The organism is Spirosoma sp. KCTC 42546 (assembly GCF_006965485.1).
Taxonomy (GTDB): domain Bacteria; phylum Bacteroidota; class Bacteroidia; order Cytophagales; family Spirosomataceae; genus Spirosoma.
Map to the genome: position 1 here is coordinate 6,294,359 of NZ_CP041360.1, position 21,007 is coordinate 6,315,365.

General features: G+C 49.9%; 14 protein-coding genes. All 14 read right to left on the reverse strand.

Features of this window, described 5'->3' with window-relative positions:
• Positions 1–366: 366 nt before the first annotated feature.
• Positions 367–1,539: a glycosyltransferase 87 family protein gene (locus tag EXU85_RS26005; protein ID WP_142774884.1), complete on the reverse strand. Its 1,173-nt coding sequence runs from the start codon at positions 1,537–1,539 to the stop codon at positions 367–369.
• Between the two features lie 219 nt (positions 1,540–1,758).
• Positions 1,759–3,189, reverse strand: coding sequence for a hypothetical protein (locus EXU85_RS26010; protein WP_142774885.1), 1,431 nt, complete (start codon positions 3,187–3,189; stop codon positions 1,759–1,761).
• 469 nt (positions 3,190–3,658) lie between these two features.
• Positions 3,659–4,765, reverse strand: coding sequence for a hypothetical protein (locus tag EXU85_RS26015; protein ID WP_142774886.1), 1,107 nt, complete (start codon positions 4,763–4,765; stop codon positions 3,659–3,661).
• 836 nt (positions 4,766–5,601) lie between these two features.
• Positions 5,602–5,781 (reverse strand): hypothetical protein, encoded by a 180-nt coding sequence (locus tag EXU85_RS26020; RefSeq protein WP_142774887.1) that lies wholly within the window; start codon positions 5,779–5,781, stop codon positions 5,602–5,604.
• 80 nt (positions 5,782–5,861) lie between these two features.
• Entirely contained in the window at positions 5,862–6,170 is a 309-nt protein-coding gene (locus EXU85_RS26025; RefSeq protein WP_142774888.1) for an IS3 family transposase, read from the reverse strand.
• A 208-nt stretch (positions 6,171–6,378) separates the two neighbouring features.
• A complete protein-coding gene (locus EXU85_RS36250; RefSeq protein WP_371731951.1) occupies positions 6,379–6,567 on the reverse strand; it encodes a transposase in 189 nt (62 codons plus the stop codon).
• Positions 6,568–6,780: 213 nt separating this feature from the next.
• Entirely contained in the window at positions 6,781–8,223 is a 1,443-nt protein-coding gene (locus tag EXU85_RS26035) for a family 43 glycosylhydrolase (RefSeq protein WP_142774890.1), read from the reverse strand.
• Positions 8,224–8,264: 41 nt separating this feature from the next.
• On the reverse strand, positions 8,265–9,017 hold the full coding sequence (locus tag EXU85_RS26040) for an acetylxylan esterase (RefSeq protein ID WP_142774891.1): 753 nt from the start codon (positions 9,015–9,017) through the stop codon (positions 8,265–8,267).
• A gap of 465 nt (positions 9,018–9,482) precedes the next feature.
• On the reverse strand, positions 9,483–9,740 hold the full coding sequence (locus tag EXU85_RS26045; RefSeq protein WP_142774892.1) for a hypothetical protein: 258 nt from the start codon (positions 9,738–9,740) through the stop codon (positions 9,483–9,485).
• Between the two features lie 21 nt (positions 9,741–9,761).
• On the reverse strand, positions 9,762–10,775 hold the full coding sequence (locus EXU85_RS26050) for a ScyD/ScyE family protein (protein WP_142774893.1): 1,014 nt from the start codon (positions 10,773–10,775) through the stop codon (positions 9,762–9,764).
• Positions 10,776–10,820: 45 nt separating this feature from the next.
• Entirely contained in the window at positions 10,821–11,486 is a 666-nt protein-coding gene (locus EXU85_RS26055) for a hemerythrin domain-containing protein (RefSeq protein WP_142774894.1), read from the reverse strand.
• Between the two features lie 71 nt (positions 11,487–11,557).
• Positions 11,558–18,634: a putative Ig domain-containing protein gene (locus EXU85_RS36075; protein WP_210422515.1), complete on the reverse strand. Its 7,077-nt coding sequence runs from the start codon at positions 18,632–18,634 to the stop codon at positions 11,558–11,560.
• Between the two features lie 286 nt (positions 18,635–18,920).
• Positions 18,921–20,474 (reverse strand): hypothetical protein, encoded by a 1,554-nt coding sequence (locus tag EXU85_RS26070; RefSeq protein WP_168207871.1) that lies wholly within the window; start codon positions 20,472–20,474, stop codon positions 18,921–18,923.
• Positions 20,390–20,974 (reverse strand): hypothetical protein, encoded by a 585-nt coding sequence (locus EXU85_RS26075; protein WP_142774896.1) that lies wholly within the window; start codon positions 20,972–20,974, stop codon positions 20,390–20,392. The genes EXU85_RS26070 and EXU85_RS26075 overlap by 85 nt, the downstream gene beginning before the upstream one ends.
• Positions 20,975–21,007 lie beyond the last annotated feature (33 nt).

Consider the following 21,007-nt stretch of genomic DNA (forward strand, 5'->3'; position numbering starts at 1 on the left):
CAAGATAACTCTAATCGAAATGACGTTTATTTCACAAGATTTGCAGCTGCTGACATATGGATTCTAAAAGACCCAGATATCATATATAACGGTGACGACGCTGTATGGGATTATACTATTACTGTGAGCATATCTCAAGAAAATTTAAACAACACAATAGCAGGGCAAGGGGCCAACCTGGTCCACAGCCAGCAAAGTATCCGTTTCAGGAAGTCTATTGTAATTATGAATTTGAGTATATTCTTTCAATCAATAAAATAGTCTCAAGTTTTCAGAAGCAACTAGATAGAAATATATGCAAGGTGGTTGTGCTTAGAAGTAAGCACTTCGATTCTAGTGACTTTCGTATATAGCCTATCGTTAGATTTAATCCAGGTCCAGATTTTGCTGATGAACAGTTGGTTGAGGGAAATGCATCAAATAAAGGATACGAAACCAGATTAACACGCAAGGGAGAGCTTTCAGGCTGTAAGGTACTACAAAATTCATTCGTATTGTGGCGGGAAATATATCACTTGGGGACATAACGGTTAAAATAAAACAACTCAACAATAAGATCCAGTCAAGGCTCGATTTTGGACAAACAAACCACCAACATAATACACCAGTAACAGCAATGATGTAAGCAGGTGATTCTGCAACTGGGTTGAAAACTACCTGGAAAACTAAAATAGATGCCAAAAGCAAAATTCGAAAGTTGTAATCGCTATAACGTTGGCGATGTATATAGACTGTACAAAAAAGTACCACACCAATCCCAATTATACTGGCCGTCGCTATATTGGGAGATATAGACAAATGTATTAGACGATGAATAGAAATATTAAGCCATTTGTCACTATCCGTTTTTATAAATAATTCTCTGATCCATAACTCATACTGCCAGAGGAGTTTAGCTGGCGAAGTTAGTAATAGAGGTAATAGCCCTAAAACAACTGACCATAGTATCATAGACGCAATGAATACACCTTTTTTAGGATAAAGTATGAACAAACCTGCAGCCACCAAGCTGTAAATCTTTATATTAAATCCAATCATAATAAAAAAAGCAGCCCAAAAGGGCTGCTTTTTTTCGAAACTAATAAACGCAAAAATTGATAATGCCGTGATTAACGGATTTGTCTGACTGTTCACAATCGAGGTAAATAATTCGTGAAGGCCAAACCAATAGGCAAATACTTTTTGCTGATTTGTAATCGGCAACTTTTGGATAGCATAGACCCATACTCCTGCAAATAATAATTGCCAAAAAAATAAGCCAACGGAATAAGGTAGAGCAAATATTGGAGCAAATATTGCAGCGAATGCCGGGGCATAATGATAATGATCTTCATATTGAGCTGGATATAAAGCGTATAAGCTTTTTACTTCTAATAGATGATAAAGAGAGTAATAAAAAATAGAATAATTATTCGAGCCCTCCCATCCTACAATACGAATAGTGGCAAAAAGTATTAATAAAAAATAGATCCCATAAATAAAGCGAAAGTCACTAAAAATTGATAAGCTAAAAAACGACTTTGAAGTTGAACTGAGCATTTGGTATCAAAAAATAATAGTTAGCATTACAAAACAATTTATTTTATTGGTTCCTCATTTATTGAAAATTTTAAAATTTAGGAAAATACTAATGAAATTTTCAATCATGATTGTTTACCAATGGTCATTAATTTAGCCTATAGATTATTAATCTCAGTTTGAAAATTAATAATCTATAAGCTAAATCATTAAAATGACATAACTTGGACAGATTATTAATTATTGGCGAGCGTAAATAGAGGTATATTGGTCTTGGAAAATCCGCTTAAAAGCACCAATCCGCTCTGGCACGCTAGATGGGATTTCATAGCTCGCATTTTTAAATCCGTCACTGACAATATATTTTACACTGTCTCTATCAGCCATCTTAAAAAAGGCTGATAAAGGAATTGGGCCATATCTCCTTTCCATTAAATGGTAATAGGTTAGACCATGTATCTGGTAGTTACTTTGCTGCCCCCAAAAAAAGCTGATAGGAGCAATGATTTTTGTGTGTAACTGAGGCATGTGTTGCGCTAATTGAGTATTATATGTAGGTATGTAAACCTCTATATAATTTTCTTCTAATACTTTAGCAACGCTAAATAGAGAAAAAATGAAGTAACCCACCAATAACCATTTACCGGCTGATTGATACCTAGGTGATAACAATGGTAAATAAGTTATCAAATAATCAGAAACTAGCAGGACCATCCAAGGCACAAATAGAAGGAAGTAAAAGTCAAAATTACTTTTAGAGAGAACCCAAAATATACTAACTAACAAGACCAAGTACAAAAGGACAGGTTGTGACAACCGAACGTATCTTCTAAATATCAGTAGACAAAGTAGAGCTAAAACTGATAATGGGACCTCGCCATGGCTATGAAAGAATAATTGATGATAGTTGAGCATAACACTCAACTTATCACTAAGTTTTAAGCCAGCCTGAGTCGCAGGATCATTTAAAAACTGCATAATCATCCTGTCAATATTTCCATCTAACAAAGCATCTAATCCATATAAACTCAGTGTTATTCCACTGGCTATGCCAAACCAGATAGAAGACCGCCAGCCCATACGTATAAAGGCCCACAGGAGGCCTGCCATTAGATAAATCAAACCATTCAAATGGGTGAGTGCTGCCATGCCAGCCAAAATACCTGCCAGACCTAATCTAGTGGGGTGCCCCTCTGATCGGTCAAGTGCAACATAAGATGCAAAGCCTAGAGACATACACATTATTTCGGGGCGGTTGACAAAAAAGTACCGTATAAGTGTACCGCAACCAAAGTAAAGAAGAACTGCTAGCCAGCGTTGCTCAGCAGATTGTCGACGATTATAATACCAAATAAGAAATCCGGTTAGGCATCCAAATATAGGTGTAAGTAATTTACTGAAAGCCAAGGTAAAACTTGTGGCACTCATCCATAAAGCACCTGCGTAAACGAATAGCTTATGAAATACATAAATTCGGTCTTCCCAGCCATTATACCCTCTAAAGAATTCTGATCTAACCCAGCCATCTTTAGCTAACCAATATGATTGTTCCGCAAACCAAGCATCATCGAAATGAGCTGTACGGTGATAGTAAGTTAGGCCAAGGCTGCCCAATAAAACCAGAAGCGCATATTGATATGTACGTAACTTGAAAAGAAAAAACGGTGTCATGGAATTGAGAATAACATATTTTTGAACAAACGCTCGTCATCTGACTATTAACACGTCCAAACGTAGTAGAGATAATTGTGTAAAATTGAAGAAAAGAGTTGTAAACGACTTTATGTTGATGATTAAAAGCTTTTTCCCGTGGCAGAAATTTATCGTTTTAGTGGAATGTCGGTTGATCGTTGATACTGTTTAGGTATCTAGGTAGGAGAGTATTTGGCTTCGGTAAAAAGATATTATATGCTGATCTATTAGGCTATGAATTAGAATTAGACAGATCTACTGAAAATTGTACTATATATATTTGATATATAAATAATATAATATATATATTCTTTGTAAATAAAATAGTTTACTAATAGAACTTTTTGAAAATAATACCGCAAGACAGATGTCTTGCGGTATTATCTAGACAATTATGTTGAAATATAGTTAACCTGCAAGTTATATTTCACTTTAAGCGGCTCCTGCACTACCACAGAACAGAGCTTGAAACGGTATAAGTAGCCGGTTGCCCTAAATCTGTGGTGTATCCTGGATTGCCCTGAGAAATACTTCCATCGATTGAATAATTCCAAAGAACAGCATCGTCATCTGCACTTAGTGAGCCGCCAAGATTCTCATAGTATAGATCAACCGCTGCTAAGGTTGTCAAATATACTTGAGTTGTATAGAGACCAGCTACAATATGCTGAGTAGGAAAAGTATGACTGCGATATAAGCCGGCCACGGTTGGATTTATTGTACCATTCACTCCACAATTTGCATTCAAATAGAAGTCATAATCTATTCTTCTATAATCTGCACTTTGTCTCCAAACCCAGTTGCCCCAAAAATCTTTGGTCTCATATTCTAAATATATACCAAAATCCAATGCCGTAAATTTTTTACCTGTACTTGGATAACCTGACACATAGCTCTCAGTAAAAATCTTAGTACTATATATATGTCTTCGTCGTTGAGGAACTCCGACAAGCGTAAGGATCTGCATATATTTATTATCACGATCTTGACTTTCCATCCTGCTATAAGTTGTTCTAGCCGACTTATCTTTAACATTTCTCTGTTCAATAATGCGAGCGCCGACTGAATACTTATTTTTCGAGATAGCTGGATCGTGCTTAATTGATTTGAGCTCTAATTCACTTGAAGCCTCATGACGGAAACCATCACTATACCAAAATATTCGATTCCCAATCTGGTACTCCCCATTAAGGTTTATGATCATAGCAAGAGCTATTGGAAAACCAAAGCTGTCCATCATTTTAATAGCGTTATCGTCAGTACCTTTTAGATAAGTAGCACCAATAGATTCCAATCCTGTCTTTTCACCCCATTGTAATAACTCAGTAGGAGTTTTATTCACTAAGCCATTTCTAATTTCAGTAAACGAAGAAACATCTTTGAAGACAATTCTCCCATTTTCTACTTTGTACTTTTGTGACGACGCTCCGACAGCTGAGTTAGTTGGCTGAACATCATTAGGCTTGATGCTCTCACAAGACATGGCTAATTGAGAGGCCACCAATAAAATGGCTGCTAAAGCGAGCCGATAGCTCGCTGTAAAGAAATAATTCATAAATTTGATTGTTTTAGTATAATTAGTTGAATTGATTACACCCCACTTCTGTCGCCAAACTGTCGTGGGGTTTTTCGTTGGCAATTAGTCAACTATTTTTAACTTATTTTAACGTCAAAAATAGCATTCTTGAAAAGTTTATAATCTAACAATACGGTAACATATAGTTTATCATACTATTAGTTTGAGTAATATTTTCGCTCTTTCGCTAAGTATATATACACTGGTTTTCTAGTAAAGTATTATCCGTAGGATTTATTGATAATTTTTTATAATGTAATTTTAATATGAGTTTTTTCTCAAAGCACATCCATATTTTCTGATCATTTACCGATGGCATTGAATAAATTCTTCTAAAATTTATATTATTAAAAAGAAGCTTATACATTAGTCTACATAGTATTTTCCATGTACTAGACCACGGGAGATTTACGGTTTTTCGTTGGGAGATTTCCCGTTTTTAACGAGCTTATTAGAAGAGAGCAGAAGTCTTACCCTTTTTTTACATCTGGCTAATTTCTCAAGAATTGAGGTGGGCCGATTTCGCCGGACACTTTTAATTTAGAGTTTGATTTAAATTAGCTTGGTAATACTGCTTCTCAAAATTAATTGGTGATTGATAGCCTAAGGCTGAATGCAAACGCCGAATATTATAATACCCTTCGATATAATTAAATAGCCGCACAGGCGGCCATGTCATCATGAGCATCTTGTAAGTTATCAAAGCAGCCGCACGGGCGGCCCCGCATCTTCTAATAATTCGGCTTTTAGACGGCTCCACAATGATTCCGCATGGGCATCGCTCCGGCGACCCGGTCTGATACGGATTGTCTTTCTCAGCCATACTCTGCCGACAAGCCCATTTGTCGAGCCGCTTTTGGAACACTTTGCCGAAATACTGTCCACCCTGATCGGACCGGGTCGCCGGAGCGATGAATAATTAAGCCGGGCTGAGGCCGCCGTAAGGCAATGGCTTGACCGAAAGCTCTAATAATCAGGCTTTCTTCCATCGTCATGTCAACGCACCAGTCTACAATTCGTCGCGAAAATAGCGGGGCGGCCCGTGCCGTCTAACCAACTCGCTAAGTATGCCCCGTCACCACCCGTAATCGGGAGATAACGGGGCCGCCCGTGCGGTTATATCGCCCCCCCAAGCCTGATCGGCTCGCACAGGTATCCCCAACTCAAGCAACAAATTAGGGCAAGCCTGCAGACTATGACGCGAATCCGTAGTACGAGGCACAAAACTACGGGGTTGAATGGCCTGCCAATTTTGCTCCTCCATGAGCCGTCTGATGCGATGACGACCTATCTCAATGCCTTCCTCGAGAAGTGCTTTTTGCACCCGTCGACTGCCATACCGACGGTGATGTTCCCAGAAGATCTCCTGAATAGAAGTTGTCATGTGCTGATCAGCTGGTGAAGATTGAAACGTTTGGCCTGCCCGGTACGCATAGTAGCTACCGCTCCGGCGGTCCGGTTTCGCTGACTTCCAGAGTATTACACAGTAATCTTACCGGAAAACTGGCTTCTTCCTGCTGAATGAATTGGTAAGTTAGTCTCAGGTCATGCGGCCGCTACGGCGGCCCGTTGAAAATGGCGATAGCTTTTTTTTAAATATCGCGTTCCATCCCAGTTTGGCGAAGTTGTCGTCGTAGTGAATCGACTTCATCTTCCAAGACGGAGGGCTGTTTCCCTTCCCCTTTGTTCTTTTTTTCAGCCGCTCGCCAAGCATGGATAATGCTATCGCTGATGCCCATTTTGCGGGCTACGCTGAGGATGGATTCGCCATTAGCAACCAAGCGGAGGATGTCCGCTTTAAACTCAGGCGTGTACTTTCGTTTGGGAACGGTCCGCCGTGGCGGTTGAATGTTTGGCCATTTGGCACAAGGTTAAAAAAGTTTCGTGTCCGGATTTTTAGGACCATCTCATCTAACCAATCTGCAACGAACAGAAAGATGAAACAAGTAACCTACTAAACCAGCCTCACCACACCAACGGTGTAAAGAATTTCCTTAGTAAGCCCTAAAATTCCATTTAGAATTATCGCTCCTAAAATCAAAGGCTGCCAAGGTCGGTGTGCTGTCTCCGGATGATACCAGCGCAAACTTTTTTCCTGAAGTTGGCACTACCTTAGGCATTATTCGGTAGGTGCCATCCGTCAATTGATCAATTCGCCATAGCTGTTCAGGCGCTCCGGTAAATGCTGGTACGGTTAGTACTTCCGCATCGGCAGTAGCCGCTAAGGCCCGATCGGTTCCGGCTAATACAATTTTATAGTAGGGTCCGCCTAAATACCCGGTGGTATCAGGCGCATCGGTAATCGTCCATCTTTGATGGGGACGAGACATGTAGTCACCAATTCTCACCTGAATAATCCCGGTTGGCCAGGTTTTTATGACATCAGCCAGCTGCTGGGCCGCAACGGGCTTTATGGGGTCGTTGTCGGGCTGGTTAAATCTCCGGGGTGCCACGGCCATTCTGGTGAAATCAACGGCCAACTCTAAGCCATAGCCTCTTCGTACAGATTCAATTTCGTATGTGCCCTCCTTAAACCTTTCTCCAGCAACAGGCCAGCCATCCTTCCAAACCACCGGCAGAATGCCTAACACACTTCGACCACCCTGCTCCAAATCGGCTTCATAATGAAGGGACATTTTTTCAACGCCTTGTTCAAGTATGATGTGCCCAAAATGACCGGGGCCAATTAAGCCTCCGCGTGTAGCCACCACCAGTTTACCGCCCCCTTCCAACATGCTTCTGCCTACATTATCGATATAGGGACCGGTTATTTTTTTGGATCGACCCACCACCACATTGTAGGTTGAGTTGGCCCCATCGCAACAACTGCCATGAGTGGCCAGCAGGTAGTACCAGCCGTCGCGGTACACCAGCGTGCTGGCTTCACAGACGATGGCGACATCGACGGGTGTATTGCCGGCTTTGAGTTTTCCGGTTTTGGGGTCTAATTCGATCAGCCGGGTGTGGCCGAAATAGGTGCCATAGGTTAGCCACAGACGTCCGGTAGTGGGATCTAATAGTACGCCGGGATCAATGGCGTCATTCTCTTCATAGCCATCCGACGTTGCCACCACATTCGGTTCAGAATATTTAAAATCAGGGGATTTTGGGTCCAATGTTTTGTTCCACATGGTTAGAATGGCTCCTTTGTGGTTGGGTGAACCACCGGTGGCGCCATAGACAACCAGGTACCGATCCCCAATTTTGAGGACATCAGGAGCCGCTCCCCCACCCGGTCTCACCCCGCCACCATGCCAGGTCCAGCCATCATTGGAAATCAATCCGCCACCGCCGGTGCCGAATGTGTAATACTTGCCTTCACATTCAGCGATGGTCGAGGGATCATGGATAAAGGGTCTGCCAACCTGGGCCAATACGGTTTGAGTTACTAATAGGGCTACCAGGAGTATTAGGTGGGGGACTTTCATGCTTTTCATGTACTAATTCGTTTTAATCCGCTTGAGCAGACTACTACCTATTATTCGTAACTAATACGGAGGTTTTGTACAGGCGTTCCTTTTTCATCAAGAAAACGAACGCAGAAATTAGCCATACCCGGTCCGTTTATGACGCCCCCCCGGATGATGTTTCTTCCCTTTTTGAGCGTCAAACGGGCAGAGGTCCCATTATCGGCAATCATATCCCGGTCACCGGAAAGCAACAAGGCTTCCTGACCATTCAACCACCACATGCTGCCGGAATTACAGCCGACAGCCATCCGTACATTTTGGAGTTCGTCAGGGCAATCGATGATCGTAACCAGCCAGACTAGTATGCCATATTTGGGCTTGTTGATGGCATAGGTAAACTGGTATAAGTTAACATTGAAGGCCTTGCTGTCCAACGCATACCACTTCAGTGTCTGGTTGCCCACGTTTACCGTTTCGCCATTGCGGGGAACGGTGGTGTAATCGCTGGAAAAATTATCGGCCGAAAATGTGGTTCGGAGATAGTTGTCCGTAAATATATTATTCCGGACAATATCTTTCTTGACGGGTTCCAGCACCATCCAACGCTGAATAAAGCCCTTGGCATTCGGGGATTTCTGGGCGGCAGAGGCCAACGTGAAGTGTTTGGATAAGGTGTGTGTCGTATCGCCTTTTAGAGGTATAGGCGGGAGAGGTATTCTTTGTCCGGGCCCTTGGGCAAAAGCAGTAAGGCCACCTAGTTGTACTCCTGATAAAACGATAACCGATATCAGTGGCAATAGGTATTTGTATGTTCTGTTCATCGCCTATTCCTTATGAAAGGAGTATTGTTGCTACATAAAGCGTAGAAAATGGAAACCTACTAAACAAAGCGGTGGAAGCATAGTCAGGCTGGAGAGGGCATATCTAGTGATTGATGACTAGTTCGATCATCAGAACAGGTCGTGTACTATCTGTACGTCGCCAACTGAAGGTGGACAATACTGAGCACAATGTATTTTCTGGTTATTATGGATCGGCCGACCAAAGTCGCCAAAGAGTTGTTGGGGCATTATTGTTCCCAGTACAACCGCACGGTCGGCCCAGTCCCCAGCAAAAATGGGAAGAAACATAGGGAGCTTATCACACAACAGCAGCGGCTGCCGCCTGTTCAGACTATATCCGTTCAGGAAAACCCTTGGCCAACTGCACGCCTACTCTTGCCCGGTAAGATAGATTGTTATATTCATTTACGGCTTGAAACAGTTCACGAAAACATTGGAATAAAATCAGGACAGAACGCGCAGCACTTGGTGATACTCCCTGGTCAACTGGAGCAGGTGATCAACTATAGATGACCCATCAAACGCTTCGACGGGTAAGTCGAAGCGTTTGCCCTTTTCATCCAGCAGGTAAGCCGATACCAGCACGTTACCATTGGCAACAAAACTGTTTAGGACTTCCAGTTGTATCTCCAGTTCCGCACAGCAAACACCAGGGCTATGCAGGGTACCATCCGGAGCCTTTAGAGAAAAATAAAGAGTCATGGCCTTGCTGGTAGGGAGAGGCTAGAACGTAATTTTATATAAGGTCCCGTCGCCCAGGCTGGTCAGATAAGCCGTGTGGCTATCAACCACTTTCAAGTCCGTTGGCAGGTTCAGCTTGTCGAGCAGTACATCGCTACTGGTTCCTTTTGCCCGGAGCAGCCGACCCGTTTTCGGAGTCCAGCCCATGGGCCCAAACACGGCAAATTCAAGCGCTAAATAGTTGCCACTGCCATCGTTTTCCAGATCAACCAGGCTGTTAAAGGTCTGCTGAAAGACACTGATTTTCCCAGCCAGATCCATCCGATAAATGAGCGCTTTGCCCGCCGGAAACGGGAAACCAAGCAAGGTACTGATGGCAAACTGCTTCCCATCGTACGTAATCCCTGTGGGTACCGATTGAACAAAAGGTGGCCCTGGAGGAGGGCCAGCCGGATTGGGATTGGCGATACCCGGCACGGCCGTTACGACACCTAATTGCCCGGTTTTAGACCGGCGAATAATGGCGTTGGCGGCTGCATCGGAGAAGTAGAGCGCTCCATCTGGGCCCAAGGTCATGTTATATAAATGGGATTCGCCGGTATCCTCGGTGAAGGTATAGTCAATGACGAATTTCTGAATGTTTTCGGGCGTCAGACTAGACGCCGGAATGGGCGCATCGCCGGTTTTGTATGCGCTGATATTGAACGTATAGAGGCCTTTGGCATTCAGAATGTAAAGCACACCATCGGCGGCCAGTAGGTGGTCCGTCGCGTCCAGCTCATTATCGGGGCGTGTAAAGGAATACAATCCGGTAATGATCGGATGCACTTTCCCATCCGGCGTGATTTCCGAGACGCGGCCATCATTGTTACCCGTGCCTTGTTCCGTGACGAAGACTCGTCCAGTGGCATCAGTCTCTACGCCAATTACTCCCACTAAGCCGGTTGCCAACGTGGTCATTGTGGGCTGAACTATCGAGGGAATCCGGTGATCCTGGCATCCTGTGAGTAGGCTACCCGCCAGAAATAAACTTAAAAGGGGTCGTTTGTAGTGCATAACTTGAGTTGTTTAGAGAAAAAATAGGTAGATTGAAAAGTTAAGTCAGGCCAGCGCGGCCTGCACGTTCGTGAATCGCTCGGCCGATAGCTCCTCCTGGGCCAGTTGCCAAAAATGATCGTATACTGCCTGGGGAGCCCCTTGTTTTACGCCCGACAGCCAGGCAATTACTTCCTTATCGTTGATGGATCGCATCATCCAGCGGCTCTCGGCCATCAGCGTCTGAGGGGGAATTGACGCTATAATCGCCTGTTCCATCTGCCGAATCTCAGCGTCGGAATAATGCTTCCAGAGTAGTTCGATCAAGACGGTCTCTTCCTTATTCATATGGTAGAGATTAAAGGCGATAAATTCATGGAAGGCAAACAGGATCTGCTGGCCAATGGCTTCACGCTGGTTGCCGGAGGTGGCGGTTTCCCACGCCCGTATGTGATCGAAGAGCGTCTGGGTCAGTTGGTGATCGATCTCGTGATCTTTTTCCAGTTCATCAATGAGTTGCGCCTGATAGTGGCGAATGTAAGGCAGAATAAAGCGGTCCTCATTCTCGGCGTGTTCATCGAAAAACAGGAGTAACTGATGTAATGGCTCAATGGCCTTGCTGGCTTGTGGCCCAGAAAAATCGGTTTGTTGTAAGCGAAGCGCTGTATCATACAGCATGCCCCGCAGCCCTTTGTGAATTTGGGTGAAGACGTTGTGTCGTTGATCTTGCATGGGTTTTAACAGGTATGTATTGGTCTGATTAGTTGACAATTGAGTTGATTGCTCATTGGGTACGGCCCAACTTACAAGGCTTGAATAATGCGGGCATACACATTGTTGAGCCGATTCACATCGTACCCTCCGCCACTGTCGTCGGCTACGTTCACCGTGATGTTGGACACACTCCCCGAGTTGGCACTCGTTCGGGTGATGCGAACGCCCAGACTCACCGTACTGTTAGCTCCCACCCCCTGGCCCTCATTAATCATCAGACTCAGTTGCCGACCCATCACCGAACTGCCTTGATGCCACCGGGCATTATCGACCGCCACCGGGTTGGCACTCCCCCCCGACACGCTGATAGTAGTCAGCGTGTTGTCGAAGTTGACGCTGTAGCCAGGGGGGACGCTAATGGTCATCACGATGGCCCCACGGGCGGCTGTCCCGTTGACCTCCTGAAGCTGGAGCAGCAAGCCCTTGGTTTCTCCCGCCGAAAAGTTGGCATCGGGCAGACTAACGATGGCCGTCAGGTCGGGACCGCTCAGGGCCGTCACGCTCACCAGGGCACTTTGGCTACAGTTCCCACTGGTGGCCACGACGGTAAACGTTTGCACCCCGGCCGTGGTTAAGCGGGCCAGCACCGCCGAACTCGTGGCGGGGCTGGTCAGGGAGGCCGAGCCAGGGGCGCTCCACTGGTAGGAGAGTGGACCGGCGGCTCCACTGGCCGAAGCGGTCAGGCTGACCACCACACCTACATTGGCCTGAGGCAGAGATGCCCCCACCGTGAGGGTCAGTGCCGATTGGCAGTCCGATTGGCGCTCACTCTCGTAGGCCCCCATGTCGATGGTCGTTTGCTGAATCCGGCTATTCCCCCCCAGATCGGTGGCCGGTCCCCCCGCCGTCTGGTAGGCCCCGTTGTCGCCCGCATTGATGGCTGGCGAGCCCGCTCCTAAAAGCAAGCTGGTGGGACTGGCAAAAGGCGAGCTGGCCGTGGTTCGGTTATTACCAGCGTCCGTGTAGCCTGTGACGGAAGCCTCCAGCAGACTGTAGCGGGCCGACAGGGTCACCTCACCCGTGTTGGAGAAGGTAGTGGCTCCCCCATTGTCAAACAGCACGCTGTTGGCCAGCGTTAGCCCGATGGGGCCACCAGCTGGAGCCCCCCCCGGTATGGAGGTTGCATTGTAGAGAGCGCCACCCTCCCCCGCCCGGTTGCCCGAAAACGAGCAGTTGGTGATAAGGGCATTGAGGACACTCGCCAATGCCGTGGCTTGCCAGATGGCGCCACCCTGGGTAGCGCTATTGCTCTGAAAGGCGCAGTTGGTGATCACCGGGCTTACGGTGTCCCCCTGCGCAACGTTAACGATAGCTCCGCCCCATTGGGTAGCACTATTGCCCGCAAAGAAACAGTTGGTGATCACCGGACGGCTGTTGCCACTGGCCGTAAGGTTGGCGATGGCTCCTCCCGCGGAAGCCGTCGTGTTTTGCTCGAAGCGACAGTTACTGATGACTGGACTGGCCGCACCACCCAGCCCATAATTTAGGATGGCTCCGCCTATGCTAGCCGAATAGTTGTTAATAAAGAACAGGTTGTTCAGCGTGGGGCTACTGCTGCCTGAATTGGCAATGTTCGACAGCCCTCCCCCGACGACAGCGCCTGCATTACCCTCGGCCCGGCCACCGGTGATGACAAAGCCATCCAGCACGGTGGTGGGAGCGAGGTCTATCCCTGCAACGACCACCTGACTGTTATCCAGGGCGTTACCCGGCTGGCCAATATCCCCACTCAGAGTGCTGCTGCTGGGCTGCGATGCCCCACCCGAACCCATATTGGGATTGACTGAAGGGCGCTGGGAGAGGATGGTTTCGTTGCCCACAAACCCCCCGTAGAGGGCCACCCCGGAGAGCAGTGAAAAGTAAACATTGCGGTCACCGGTGGGAGTGGGTTTGTAAACGCCCCCGGCCACCCAAATTTCCTTGAGATTATTCGCGCAGGCGTTGCCCGCACTGAGAGCAGATTGCAGATCGGTAAAGGCATTGGCCCAGTCCAGGCCCGTGTTGCCCCCTGTAGCGCTGGCGTTGACGTAAAAACGGGCGGGCACCACGGGCCCAACCGTCAGACTAAAGGCGGTACTGGTCAGACTGAGTCCTCCCCCGGTAATCACCACCACGTAGCTACCCGCATCCGTGGGATTAGCCGAGGCCAGCGAGAGGGTAGCCGAGGTCTGGCCCGAAACCAGGGTGTTGTTCTTGTACCACTGGTAGGCGGTGGGTGTGCCCGAAACGCCCACGCTCACACTGACGGAGTTGTCCGCACAGACCAACAGGCTGGCTGGGGGCTGGCTGGTGATGCTAAACGGAGCCACATTGATTACGTAGGGAGTCCCAATGCCTGTGCAGCCATTGGCATCGGTGGCCTCAATGACGACCGTAAAACTGCCGGTTTGGGTTGGGCTTCCTGACAATCGGCCATCAGCCGACAGACTAAGGCCCGGCGGCAGACTCCCGCTGACGACGCTAAAGCTGCGGGGAGAAACGCCCCCCGAGGCCGTGAAGGCTTGACTCACCGCCTGATCCACCAAAAAAGATGACGTGGCCGGATTGGCAACGGCAATCCCAAGACTGGTCACCGTCGTGGTGGCCGATCGAGTGCAACCGTTCAGTGAACCCACCACTGCATAGGTGCCCGGACTGTTCACGACCAGCGTGTTACTGGCCGGATCACCAGCTATCGTTAGGTTCCCTGTAGTAAAGGTATAGGAGGTCGCTCCCGATGCCGTCAGGGTAACACTGGGCTGGGCGCAGGTAAGCGGACCGTTATTGGTTAAACTCACCGTGGGCCTCGGGTTGATTGTAACACTAGCCTGACCACTCAGGTTACTGACCGGGGCAAAGCCCTGGTCATCAAGCAGTGATTCAATGGTCAAATACAAGTAAGAGCGGGGAATATCTATCGTGCTGACAGGGATCGAGAAGGTTGACCCGCTGCCTGTGCCCACTGTACCATTGCTGAGCACGATCGTCCAGTTGCCTTTGGCGTTAATGGTGCCCTCTATGTTCGCGGACGAGCCATCGCAGATCGCCAGACTGGTGGTTGTGATGGCTGCAGTAGCTGTGTTTTGGCTAAAGTCAATGGTGGCTATGCCATCCCGGTTCCGACTGATTCCGCCGATACCCGGCGTTACGCTGGTGTTACTGCCAGCGGGACTCACATACGAATAGCCTCCCGTGGCTCCTCCATTAGACGGAAACACACTATCTCCGCCATGACCCCCACCATAACCTCCGCCCCCGCCACCAACCGGTCTCAACGGGGATGCGTCACGTCCGCCTATGGCCCCACCACCCCCAAAACCACTACCGCCAAACCCATTAATAGAACCGTCGTTATATGTCCCGCCGACACTTAGGGCCGTTAAGCTGGCGGCTCCACCGCCCGTGCCTCCCGGACTGTAGCCGCTGATCCCATTGCCCCCTGGCCCATCCAGGCCACCACCGCCACCGCCACCACTGTAATTACCGTCAGCGGAAATACCATTTTGCCCCCCCTCTCCACCGGTACTGGGACCAAGGCCCTGGCCACCACCACCCGGCGTTATGTTTCTTCGCCCGCCACCGCCACCACCGCCAGCAGCCACCAGGAGCGTTTGGGTACCGCTATGAGTCAGCACCACCGCCGATCCACCACCGCCACCGCCACCGCTACCGTTACCATCGCCCCCGAGGCCCAACTTACCACTCTGACCAACCATCACTGTTAAGAGATCGCCACTCTGAACCGTATAAGACCCCTCAACACGGGCCCCAGTGCCGCCGATCGAATACGCCCCCCCATCTCCGCCCCGGGCCGTCAACCAGACTCGGTAAGGACCACCAGCCGGGACAGTGTAGGTGTAGAGACCGGGGGTAGTGTACGTGGCGACCAAACTCATGTCGATCGGCTGCGTTACATTCACTTCGTACGGAGCACCAAGGCCCGGGCAGCCATTGGCATCGGTGGCCTGAATGACGGCCGTAAAACTACCAATCTGGGTTGGGCTTCCTGACAACTGGCCATCAGCCGACAGACTCAGTCCCGGCGGAAGACTCCCGCTGACCACACTAAAGCTGCGAGGAGAAACGCCCCCCGAGGCCGTGAAGGCTTGACTCACCGCCTGACCCACTACGAAAAGCGTCGTGGCCGGATTGACAACGGTCACCGTGGCAACACTAGTCACCGTTGTGGTGGCCGAGTTCGTGCAACCGTTCTGGGAGACGCCCACCACGGAATAGGTGCCCAGACTGGTCACGACCCGGATGTTACTGGCCGGATCACCAGCCAGCGGTAGGCTTCCCGTAGTAAAGGTATAGGAGGTCGCTCCCGATGCCGTCAGGGTGACACTGGACTGGGTGCAGGTAAGCGGACCATTACTGGTTAAACTCACCGTAGGCACCGGTTTGATTTCAGTAACACTAGCCTGACCACTCAGGTTACTGACCGGGGCAAAGCCCTGGTCATCAAGCAGCGATTCAATGGTGTACGTGGTGGGGCTGGCCGGGCTGACAGGAATCGAGAAACTGGTCCCGCTGCCCGTGGTCGTTAGGCCGTTAGTCAGCACCAGGGTCCAGCTGCCTGTGGCGCTAACGGTGCCCTCTATGTTCGAGGGCGTGCCCTGGCAGACCGCTAGGTTGGTGGTTGTGATGGCTGCGGTAGCCGTATTTTGGCCAAAACCAATGGTGGCTACGCCCTCCCGGTTCCGACTGGCTCCGCCGATACCCGGCGTTACGCTGGTGTTACTGCCAGCGGGACTCACATACGAATAGCCTCCCGTAGCTCCATCAACCGGAGCTCCATTATCTCCGCCATGACCACCACCATAACCTCCGCCCCCACCACCGACTGGTCTCCCTGGGAGTGAGTCACCTCCGCCCACGCCCCCACCACCCCCAAAACCACTACCTCCAGCCCCATCATCAGAACTTCTATACGGCCCGCCGGAACTTGGGGCCGTTAAGCTGGCGGCTCCACCGCCCGTGCCTCCCGGATCGAAACCGCTGCCCCCATTGGCCCCTGGCGCATCCAGACCACCACCACCACCGCCACCACTGTAATTACCAGTTGATCGGCCACCTACTCCACCGGTACTGGGGCCAAGGCCCTGGCCACCACCACCCGGCGTTATGTTTACTTGTCCACCACCGCCACCACCGCCAGCAGCCACCAGGAGCGTTTGGGTACCGCTATGGGTCAACACGATCGCTGAACCACCACCGCCACCACCACCGCCCCTACTGAAGAGCCTGCCACTCTGGCCAACAATCACCGTTAAGAGATCGCCACTCTGAACAAAATAAGACCCCTCAACACGGGACCCAGTGCCGCCGAGCGACTGCGCCCCCCCATCTCCGCCCCGGGCCGTCAACCAGACTCGGTAAGGACCACCCGCCGGGACAGTGTAGGTGTAGAGACCGGGGGTAGTGTATGTGAGGGCCGGACCTGTGAAGGTAGACTGGGTTACATTCACTTCGTACGGAGCACCAAGGCCTGGGCAGCCATTGGCATCGGTGGCCTGAATGACGACCGGAAAATTACCGGTCTGGGTTGGGCTTCCTGACAACTGACCATCAGCCGACAGACTCAATCCCGGCGGAAGACTTCCGCTGACGACGCTAAAGCTGCGAGGAGAAACGCCCCCCGAGGCCGTGAAGGCTTGACTCACCGCCTGACCCACTACGAAAAACGTCGTGGCCGGATTGACAACGGTCACCGTGGCAACACTGGTCACCGTTGTGGTGGCCGATCTGATGCAACCGTCCAGGGAGCCCACCACGGAATAGGTGCCCGGACTAGTCACGACCCGGATGTTACTGGCCGGATCACCAGCTATCGTTAGGCTTCCCGTAGTAAAGGTATAGGAGGTCGCTCCCGATGCCGTCAGGGTAACACTGGACTGGGTGCAGGTAAGCGGACCATTACTGGTCAAACTCATCGTGGGCGAAATTATGACAGCAGCCGTTCCCGTTAGCTTGTTAGCATCGGCCAATCCCTGTTGATCGGTTAGGAAAGCAATGTTGTAAGTGGTTGACATGACCGGACTGACCGGAATCGAGAAGGTTGACCCGCTGCCTGTACCCACTGTCCCATCGCTGAGCACCAGGGTCCAGCTGCCCGTGGCACTGACCGTGCCTTGTAGGTTGGTCGAAAAGCCCGGACAAATACTCTGGTTGACCGGGGTAAGGGCTGCGGTAGCTGTGTTGTTGGGAAACGAAAGAATCACTAAACCGTCCTTGTTTTTACTGGCACCATCGGCCCCCGGCGTTACGGTGGTGGCACTACCTGCAGGACTTACAAACGAGTAGCCACCCTGGGCATTCAAAACGGCTTGTGGGGTAGAAAAGGCTCCCGCCCCATTTCCCCCTCCATACCCACCACCGCCACCCCCGGCAGCTTGGGGAGGGTGTGAGTCATATCCGCCCACGCCCCCGCCACCCCCAAAGCCACTCCCGCCAGCTCCATTTGCACCGGAATTGCCACCGGGACTGATGGCCGTTAAACTGGCGCGCCCCCCGCCAATACCACCCGGATTAAAACCTGCAGTACCATTGCCCCCCGGCCCATCCAGTCCTCCCCCGCCACCACTACCACTGTAATTGCCACCCGTTGGTCCACCTGCACCGGCAGAACTCGTTCCAATGCCCCGCCCGCCCAAGCCTTGTATCGTTTCCATAGGAAAATTTCCTCCCTGATTAGTTCCTCCCCCACCACCACCCCCAGCGGCTAGTAACAGGGTGGGGGTTCCATTATGCGTCAATATCACCGCCGACCCACCGCCACCACCGCCATTTGCTGGATTACCAGGATTACCAGTAACGGGCACACCGCTTTGGCCAATGATGAGGGTTACTACATCTCCACTCTGAGCAGTGAAGGTTCCACCAACACGGGCCCCACTGCCTCCATTTCCATCTCCTCCCCCGTCTCCGCCCTGGGCCGTTAATTTAATCTGGAAAGGGCCACCCGCCGGAACGGTGTAGGTGTAGAGACCAGGGGTGGCGTAGATGCCACCGGACTGGGCCAGCATGGGATGACTGGACAGCATAAAAGCCAGCCCCACGAGCAGGGAGGTGGCCGAATAAACAAGTCGCTGAAGAGCGGGGTGAGTGAGCCGGAAAGGTAGTTTCATAAACGTATGTAGGGAAAGAAATGGGATGTACTCAACTAAATCGGATGCCGCGCCCGCGGCTTTTAGGCTGCGGGTGGAGACGTCGGTCGGGCCAGGTTCCTCCAGGATGCAAGGCGGATCGTCCGCGTCTAAGGACAGGCCAAAACTAGGAGGCAGACACCCCGTCAGACGATAACAAATGGTCCAAATCCGATAAGAAATGATCCAAAATGATGCCTAGAGGGCTGTCAAGACGGGTTAAGTGAGCGCAGTTCAGGATTAGTATAGGAAACGATCGCCAGGCCACTTACAAGCCGGTAATAATACGGGCGTACACATTATTAGTCGGGTTACCGTCATTTGCTACGTTGACCGTAATATTGGACAAACTGCCCGAGTTGGCACTGGTTCGGGTCATACTAAAGCCCAGAATCAACTGGCTATCGGCACCAATGCCTTCTCCCGAATTGATGGTTAGGGTGAGCTGCTGATTACCTATGTTATTAGTCACATGAAACTTGCTATTCTGGACAGCAATGGGGGTATTGCCGCCCCCTGACACCAGAAGGCTGGTAAGGGTGTTGGAAAAGGCCAGACTATAGCCCGTCGGGGCAGTTAAGGTAATGACCACCGTCCCGCTAGCCGTTGGTACGTGTCCCACTTCATAGAGGTTGATAGTAAAGTTGCGGGTAGCCTCGGGTCCACTGGCGGCAAAGTTGGCCTGGGGCAGCGTTAGGGTGGGCGACAGATCGGGGGTACGTACGGTGACCATCGTGGTAGCAGTGCCCGAACAGTCTCCAACGGTACCAGTCACGGAGTAGGTGCCCGCCGTACTGACCGAAATACTGGCTGTCGTTTGTCCGGTTGACCATCGGTAACTAACCGCTTCCGAAGCGGTCAGGGTAGTCGTCTGTCCCTGGCTGATGGTCAGAGAGGGATTGACCGTCAGAATGGGACCGGCATTGGGCCCACCTCCTGGGGTAGTGGTCAGTATGCCTGTGTTATTGGCAACATCAAAATAGCCCCCATTGAGGTTTCGTATTACCCCTGAATTATTAGTAATTAGGCCACTACAGCAAGGCGCATACTCAATGATGAAACCGGAGTTGTTAAACTGGGTATAGTTATGGTATTCGTCTGGCCGGTTAGCCCGGCGTACAAAATAGTGGCTTACGTTGCCATAGCTCTCTATATAAGCGTCACAACCGGTGTTGTAAAAATTGCCTACATTACGAATACCATTCAAGCCGACTTGTTCGATGGCTCCGATAATAATCTGACCCTTGTTGGTAAACTCGGCATAGGTATCGATGCCAGGGCCAGCGAGCTGTGGTATACGGTCAGGATAAGGATATATATCATCAGAAGGATCACTTAAACCAATAGTCCTGTTATCCTCGTTCTTCAAGGCAAGGTTGGTTGTGCGGTCAATGGCGATAACTCCGCCCGGATTGTTGTTGAATGTAGTCTGATTATAGAGTCCCCAATAGGCTGCTTGTGCGACCCTGCCAATCGTAATTCTGGCTGCGTTGTTAACGAGGCCAGTGTTCCACATACCAAATTTGGACGTTCGGTCAATGCTGATAATTCCACCCGCACTATTGTCCAGAGAGCCCAGGTTATAAAATCCAACGAAACCCACCTCTACAGTGGCTCCGATGGAAATCTGAGCCGCGTTATTGAATATATAACTGTTTTCCAGGCCGTACCATGATGTTCCGTTAATGGAGATAACACCCCCTGGATTATTATCGAAGCGAGCCGAGTTTGCCAGGCCTATGATTCCCACCGTTGTGTTAGCCCCGATGATGATTTGCCCTGAGTTGGTGAATAGCTTTCCTGTAGTAACACTGTTTTGCAAACCATAGCTGGTTGATCGGTCGATAGCGATGCCCCCCCCGTTTCGTTGGAGAAGCTTCCCTTGTTTATAAGTCCATACCGACCTACCGCTGACGTGTTGCCAATAACTAACTGCCCCGCGTTGGTGACCGTGCCACTCGTGTAGAAAGCCGTTGTTTGGCCGCTACCAAAGTCCCTGGAGCCGTTTAAGGTTAGCTTACCACCACTGGTAATACTCAGTGAAGCTCCGCTCTGTACTTCTACCGAACCAGCTAGAGCCGAGACAGTTAGAACGGGCTGCTTAGTAGCACTAGCGGCAATCACTACATTGTCGCTGGCCGTAGGAATGCCAGCCGGGCTCCAGTTGCTGGCTGTGTTCCAGTTCGTCGTCGTCCCGACCCAGTTTTTTTGCGCCTGCGCGTTTAACCCAGTCAGCAGTAAAAGCAAGCCCGACAGAAGACTGCCCAACAAACGTGCATAGACGTGTCGTGGTTGACGGGTAAATGTGTACTGTTGTTTCATAGCGTGTAAGCGGATAAAAAAGGGTGGTTAGTT